General features: G+C 56.6%; 5 protein-coding genes and 1 pseudogene. 5 read left to right on the forward strand and 1 reads right to left on the reverse strand.

What is annotated here, in order from left to right:
* Window positions 1-188: 188 nt before the first annotated feature.
* Window positions 189-2,171: an acetate--CoA ligase gene (gene acs / locus AWB79_RS36890; RefSeq protein ID WP_061172413.1), complete on the reverse strand. Its 1,983-nt coding sequence runs from the start codon at window positions 2,169-2,171 to the stop codon at window positions 189-191.
* Between the two features lie 526 nt (window positions 2,172-2,697).
* On the opposite strand from acs, the gene AWB79_RS36895 reads away from it, so the two are divergent.
* From AWB79_RS36895 to AWB79_RS36905, 5 genes and pseudogenes are all read left to right on the forward strand, one after another.
* Window positions 2,698-4,077, forward strand: coding sequence for an amino acid permease (locus AWB79_RS36895; RefSeq protein ID WP_061172409.1), 1,380 nt, complete (start codon window positions 2,698-2,700; stop codon window positions 4,075-4,077).
* 83 nt (window positions 4,078-4,160) lie between these two features.
* Window positions 4,161-4,670 (forward strand): hypothetical protein, encoded by a 510-nt coding sequence (locus AWB79_RS36900; protein ID WP_061172410.1) that lies wholly within the window; start codon window positions 4,161-4,163, stop codon window positions 4,668-4,670.
* The gene (locus tag AWB79_RS39905; RefSeq protein WP_157695932.1) at window positions 4,667-4,981 is read left to right on the forward strand and encodes a hypothetical protein; all 315 of its coding nucleotides are present in this window, start codon (window positions 4,667-4,669) and stop codon (window positions 4,979-4,981) included. Before AWB79_RS36900 ends, AWB79_RS39905 begins: the two co-directional genes overlap by 4 nt.
* A 224-nt stretch (window positions 4,982-5,205) precedes the next feature.
* A pseudogene (locus AWB79_RS41130) lies at window positions 5,206-5,415 on the forward strand (helix-turn-helix domain-containing protein); the annotation flags it as partial.
* Window positions 5,416-5,475: 60 nt separating this feature from the next.
* The coding region (locus tag AWB79_RS36905; protein ID WP_232471136.1) for a LysR substrate-binding domain-containing protein at window positions 5,476-6,000 on the forward strand (525 nt) is incomplete at its 3' end.

Here is a 6,000-nt window from a genome sequence, read left to right on the forward strand (position 1 = left end):
ATTGTTCTAATTTTGAGAACAGCCAATTTAACGGTCCCAAGCCCTTGATAAAAAAGGGAAATATGGCCCTCGACGCTGGACAATTGCCGAACCATAGGGGTTAACGATTGGCGGAAAATGGACGCATTTTAAAAGCAAAAAGGCGGCTTTTGCCGCCTTTTTGCATGCATTCGCTTAAGACTGACCTGCTAGCGAGATTCGCCGAGTTGTTCAAGAATCGTAGGATTCTCGAGGGTAGACACGTCCTGCGTTATCTCCTCGCCTTTTGCCAGTGACCGGAGCAAGCGGCGCATGATTTTCCCAGAGCGAGTTTTCGGCAAATTGTCTCCAAACCGAATGTCCTTGGGCTTGGCAATTGGACCTATCTGCTTACCGACCCATGTGCGAAGTTCAGAAGCCAGCTGGGTGGCGTCCTCCCCTACGGGCAGCTCGCGTTTGAGAGTAACGAAGGCACACACCGCTTCGCCTGTAGTGTCGTCAGGTCGCCCGACGACAGCAGCCTCGGCCACCAGGGGATGCGCTACAAGTGCCGATTCAATCTCCATCGTCCCGAGTCGGTGCCCAGAGACGTTCAACACATCGTCGATGCGCCCCATGATGGTGAAATACCCCGTGCCATTGTCCCTCACAGCGCCGTCGCCCGCTAAATATAGTTTCCCGCCAAGCTCTTCGGGGAAGTAGCTTGACCGGTATCGGTCAGGGTCACCCCAGATATTTCGCAGCATGGAGGGCCATGGGCGTTTGATGACCAAGATGCCGCCCTGACCATTCGGCACATCTTGCCCAGTTTCATCAACGACAGCTGCCATGATTCCGGGAAGGGGCAAGGTGCAAGAGCCCGGCACGAGCGGCGTCGCCCCTGGCAGGGGCGTAATCATGTGGCCGCCCGTCTCGGTTTGCCACCAAGTGTCGACAACAGGACACCGGCCACCGCCGACGTTCTCGTGATACCAGACCCAGGCTTCGGGGTTAATCGGCTCGCCTACGGTGCCAAGAATGCGCAACGAGGTGAGGTCGAATTGCTTCGGATGTGACTTCGAATCTACCTCTGACGCCTTGATAAGGGAACGGATTGCGGTGGGTGCCGTGTAAAACAGCGAAACTCTGTGCCTCGCAATCATGTCCCAGAAGCGCCCCGCGTTTGGAAACGTAGGCACGCCCTCGAAAACGACCTGCGTGCCGCCGAGAGCGAGGGGCCCATAGGTGATGTAGCTGTGACCAGTAATCCAGCCAATGTCGGCGGTGCACCAGAAGACATCGTTTTGTTTCCAGTCGAACGTCCACTTCAGCGTTTGAGCCGCCCAAAGCAGATATCCGCCAGTACTGTGCTGCACCCCCTTGGGCTTTCCCGTCGACCCCGAGGTGTAAAGGATAAAGAGCGGATGCTCCGCGCCCACGGGTTCGGGCGGACACTGGTCGGACTCCGTCTGTGTCAGCTCGTGCATCCAGAAGTCGCGGCCCTCCTTCCATGCGACTTCTCCTCCGGTGCGCTGATACACAATCACGCTTTTCACTGCTTCGCATCCGCCGAGAGCGAGTGCCTCGTCGGCGATGGACTTCAGTGGCAGCGTCTTGCCTCCTCGTACCTGTTCATCGGCTGTGACGAGTGCAGTCGCGCCAACATCAACTAAGCGTTCGTTGAGCGCCTTCGACGAGAAGCCTCCGAATACAACTGAGTGAGTCGCGCCGATGCGAGCGCAAGCCTGCATTGCTACGACGCCCTGAACGGACATCGACATATAGATGACGACTCTGTCACCCTTGCCAACGCCGCGCCTTTTCAGCGCGTTGGCAAAACGTGAGACCCCGTTAAGAAGGTCGGCGTATGTGACGTACGAGACTTTGCCATCATCTGCCTCAAAAACGATAGCGCGACGGCTTCCATTTCCAGCCTCGACATGCCGGTCGATGCAGTTGTAAGACGCGTTCAATTCGCCATCTTCGAACCACTTGTAGAACGGAGCTTCCGTCTCGTCGAGCACCTTGGTGAAGGGCTTGCTCCAATCAAGCGTCGTCGCGGCCAAGTTGGCCCAGAACCCTTCGTAGTCGCGCACAGCTTGTGCAACAAGGTCCTGATAGGCATGCATTCCCGGCACTGACGAGCTAGCCACTATGTCTGCCGATGGCTCAAATACTCGGCTCTCGCCTCCTTGATATTCGATTGCTCCCACCGTCCCCTCCAATCAAGTCCGAAATGCAAAGCATGATGAAGGGTCGGAGACGTCAGAACAATACCGCCGGTTTCCCGATTGGCATCTAACTTTGAGAACGGCAGCGTAGACGGCCGAGAACAGCAGGCAGGTTGGGCGCTTCGGGGACCGCAACGGTCGAGGAACCGCTCCGTTATCACTATCAGGACGCCACACGCGGCATGCAGGGTTACGCGGTCGGTCGATGACGACGAAGTCCAGCGGCGTTCAGGTTTCGGTGCCTCCGTCAGAAGCCGGCGCGCGCTAGCGCTCCGATTCCGCGCGTCGCGATTGTTCCGTAGACGAGCAATTAACCGAGCATTCTCCAGCGGGTGTACACAAAATCAGAACAAAGATAGTGACCCGCTTGGCTCCCTGAGCAACCCATTTGTCTCCAGACTGTTGAAAACTCACTCAGAGAGCGGTGGTTCAGTCCGGCTGGACCACTGACTCTCGTTCGAGTTCCACGCTTGCCCGTGGAATTCGAATTACAAAACAGGAGACATTCATGAGCCACGCTGGCGAAAACCTGCGTCGCGGCCTCGAGGAGCGACATGTCACGCTTATGTCCCTCGGCGCCGCTATCGGAGTTGGTCTGTTTCTCGGGTCTGCCACCGCAATCAAACTCGCGGGCCCATCAATTCTCCTCAGTTACATACTTTGCGGCCTTGCAATTTTCGTCATCATGCGCGCTTTGGGCGAGATGGCCGTACACAATCCCGTCGCGGGGTCGTTTAGCAGATATGCGCAAGACTATGTTGGCCCACTCGCAGGCTACCTGACCGGTTGGACCTATTGGTTCCTATGGATTGTCACGTGCATGGCCGAAATCACCGCAGTCGGCGTCTACATGCATGTCTGGTATCCAGACGTACCGAACTGGATATGGGCGTTGCTGGCTCTCCTGACGATGGGAGGTGTCAACTTCATCGCGGTGAAGCTTTATGGCGAACTCGAATTCTGGTTCGCGCTCGTCAAGGTAGTCGCAATCATACTGATGATTGTCTTCGGTGTAGGCACCATCGTGTTCGGATTCGGGAACGCCGGCATCGCGACCGGAATCCACAATCTGTGGACGCATGGTGGCTTTACGCCAAACGGCTTTAAGGGGCTTATGCTGGCAATGCCAATGGTGGCATTCGCGTATGGCGGCATCGAGATGCTGGGACTGACGGCCGGAGAAGCGAAGAACCCGGCGAAGTCACTTTCGCGCGCAGTCAACTCAGTCTTCTGGCGAATCCTCGTCTTCTATGTCGGGGCCCTGTTCGTCATCATGTCCATCTACCCGTGGAACGAGATTGGAACTCAGGGTAGCCCGTTCGTTGCGATGTTCGAACGCATGGGTATTCCTGGGGCGGCTGGAATCATCAATTTCGTCGTGTTGACCGCGGCACTCTCGTCTTGCAACAGCGGCATCTTCAGCACTGGTCGGATGCTCTTCAACCTCGCACATCAAGGTCAGGCCTACTCGTCCTTTGCAAAGACCGGTGCCAACGGCGTGCCGAGACGCGCTATCTTGATTTCCGTTGTTTTCCTGTTCATCGGGGTCGTCCTCAACTACTTTGCTCCGGCCGAAGTCTTCAACTGGCTCAGCTCAATTTCGGCCTTCGCGTCAATCTGGACGTGGGGAGTCATCCTGCTCGCTCACATCGGCTTCCGCCGGTCAGTGTCGCGCCGGGAAATACAGACCAGCGCAGTGCGCATGCCATTCTTTCCGATATCTTCGTATGCGGCTGGTTTGTTCCTCGTAGTGGTCCTTGTGGTCATGGCATTCAATCCAGAGACGCGTGTGGCACTCGTCGTGGGCCCCGTGTGGATTGGCCTGCTAGTTGTCTTCTATTACACACGCGTCTCCCGCCGCGCCTCGTCCGAAAGAGCTGCAAACTGACGACCAGGTTGGTCTTACTGTAAGCAAGCGGTCGTCCAGGAGCAACTCCTCCTGGTCGACGAATTGATTCTACTTTTCTCGCAATGGCTCAGGCTACCTCTAAACCGCTGAACGAAAAGGCGATTGGGCTTTCCACTGCCGCGCTCGTCGAACTTTCGCTTCGCAATCACCTCTGCTTTAGCGCCCTGCGCACAGAACATGGCACAGCCTTCCACCTTGGAACTATCGTGCGCACGATGTTCGCCTCCTATTTCCTGTTCGACGCTGGTTTCGGAGTCGGTGACGTTTCGATGTTCACTGAGGTTGATTTGAAGTTAGGCGAGACAGTCTTATCAGCTCGCCCAGAACTTCCTTGGAGTCTCACGGCCACCGCGATTGCACCCGTCGAAGCGCTTCTCAGACTCTACGACAGCCAGCTTCAAACCGCACCGGTGCGTGACTTACTCATCGCGCATAGGCGCGCGGAGCAAAACTTACAAGTGCCTGCTCAGGAACAACTCTCCATCGCGGCGCTCGTCCAACGCTCGACGCGGGCGACTCGCTTTTCAACACCTCATAGCCCCCTCCGCACTTGGCAAAACGTCCACCGATGACTTCACGTCGTTCCTATCACGTTGCAACCACCGCCTCATGGCTGCAACACGCGTTCCAACACCCTTCCGTAGGCGGCCGCCTGGACGAAGCACCTCACCTCAATCACATCACGATGAACGCTCTGCAAATTTACGTAGTCGATGAAGAACGGTTCGACCCGGTCAGTCGCCATCCAAGCCATGGAAACACGGCACCGACCAAATCCCTCAACGCGTATGCAATCTTGCTTCAAGCACCCGCTGCCACGCTTGCAGGCAACGTCGCCAATCGAGCGGACGTTAAGTCGAATGCCATTCTTGGATATAACTGAATCACCTGACAGCCTGGCTCGTTGCATTCCTGACAGCGAATGCGCATACAGCGGCGCAGGACAAGGCCGAACTCAGAAGCCGGACCGAACCTACCTGCTCTGCGTGTGAACAGTCAATGCGACGATTAGTGTAAGTGCTGAATTGAGTTCACTATTTTGTCGCTGTACGATTTTCTGCCAACACGCGTACGCGTGACTGCGCCAGCAGACCGATAGGAGATTCTGTGGCACAACCGTTAAGCCCTGCCCTTATCGAGGCATTAGACCAACGCGTATTGCGATACTTTCTCGCGGTCGTGCGCGCAGGTTCGATTAGAGGGGGGGCTGACGCTCTACACGTCACTCCATCTGCTGTGAGCCGTCAAATCGCTGACCTTGAGTCAACATGTGGTCACGTTCTCCTGGAGAGGTTGACACGAGGTGTAGCCCCGACTGAAGCCGGACGAGCTGTCGCTGACTTCGCCCAAAGACAGGTCGAGCATGCCGAACTCCTGATGGACCGGCTCAAAGAGATTGACCGCGTCGGACGCGGGACGGTAACGCTATGGTGCGGCGATGGCTTGATTCCGGACGTTCTCACTAACGTCTTGCCGTTGGTTCTTAAGAACAACCCAGATGTCGCCGTTCGTTTGACGTCCGCGAGTACAGCGGAAATCTTGGCCGCCGTTGTGGAGGGCAGCGCCGACATCGGTCTCGCCTATCACACCCCTGTGCGGGCCGACGTTCAGTTCTTCTCCAGCAACCGGCAACCAATCATTGCAATGGTGCCGTTGGGCCACCGTTTAGCGACCTATCAATCGCTACCGCTGCGCGACTTCGCCAACGACCCGGCTGTCTTGCTCCCTCGGGGTCACGCCGTGAGGCAACTTCTCGCGGGAGTTGAGGCGGCGGAGGACTTCCGGTTAAACGCTGTTTTCGAGACGGTTTCACACGAGGCAATGAGGGGCGGCCTCAAATCTGAAGTGCAACACCTGTTTCGTATAAGGTGTTGCGATGCACGAAAGAACTCAGTATCAACA

It is taken from the genome of Caballeronia hypogeia, assembly GCF_001544875.2.
In the GTDB taxonomy this organism is placed as follows: domain Bacteria; phylum Pseudomonadota; class Gammaproteobacteria; order Burkholderiales; family Burkholderiaceae; genus Caballeronia; species Caballeronia hypogeia.

Coding starts and splice junctions, on each gene's coding strand:
- AWB79_RS36900 (WP_061172410.1), top strand. CDS start 4,161: ATGGCTCAGGCTACCTCTAAACCGCTGAACGAAAAGGCGATTGGGCTT.
- AWB79_RS39905 (WP_157695932.1), top strand. CDS start 4,667: ATGACTTCACGTCGTTCCTATCACGTTGCAACCACCGCCTCATGGCTG.
- AWB79_RS36895 (WP_061172409.1), top strand. CDS start 2,698: ATGAGCCACGCTGGCGAAAACCTGCGTCGCGGCCTCGAGGAGCGACAT.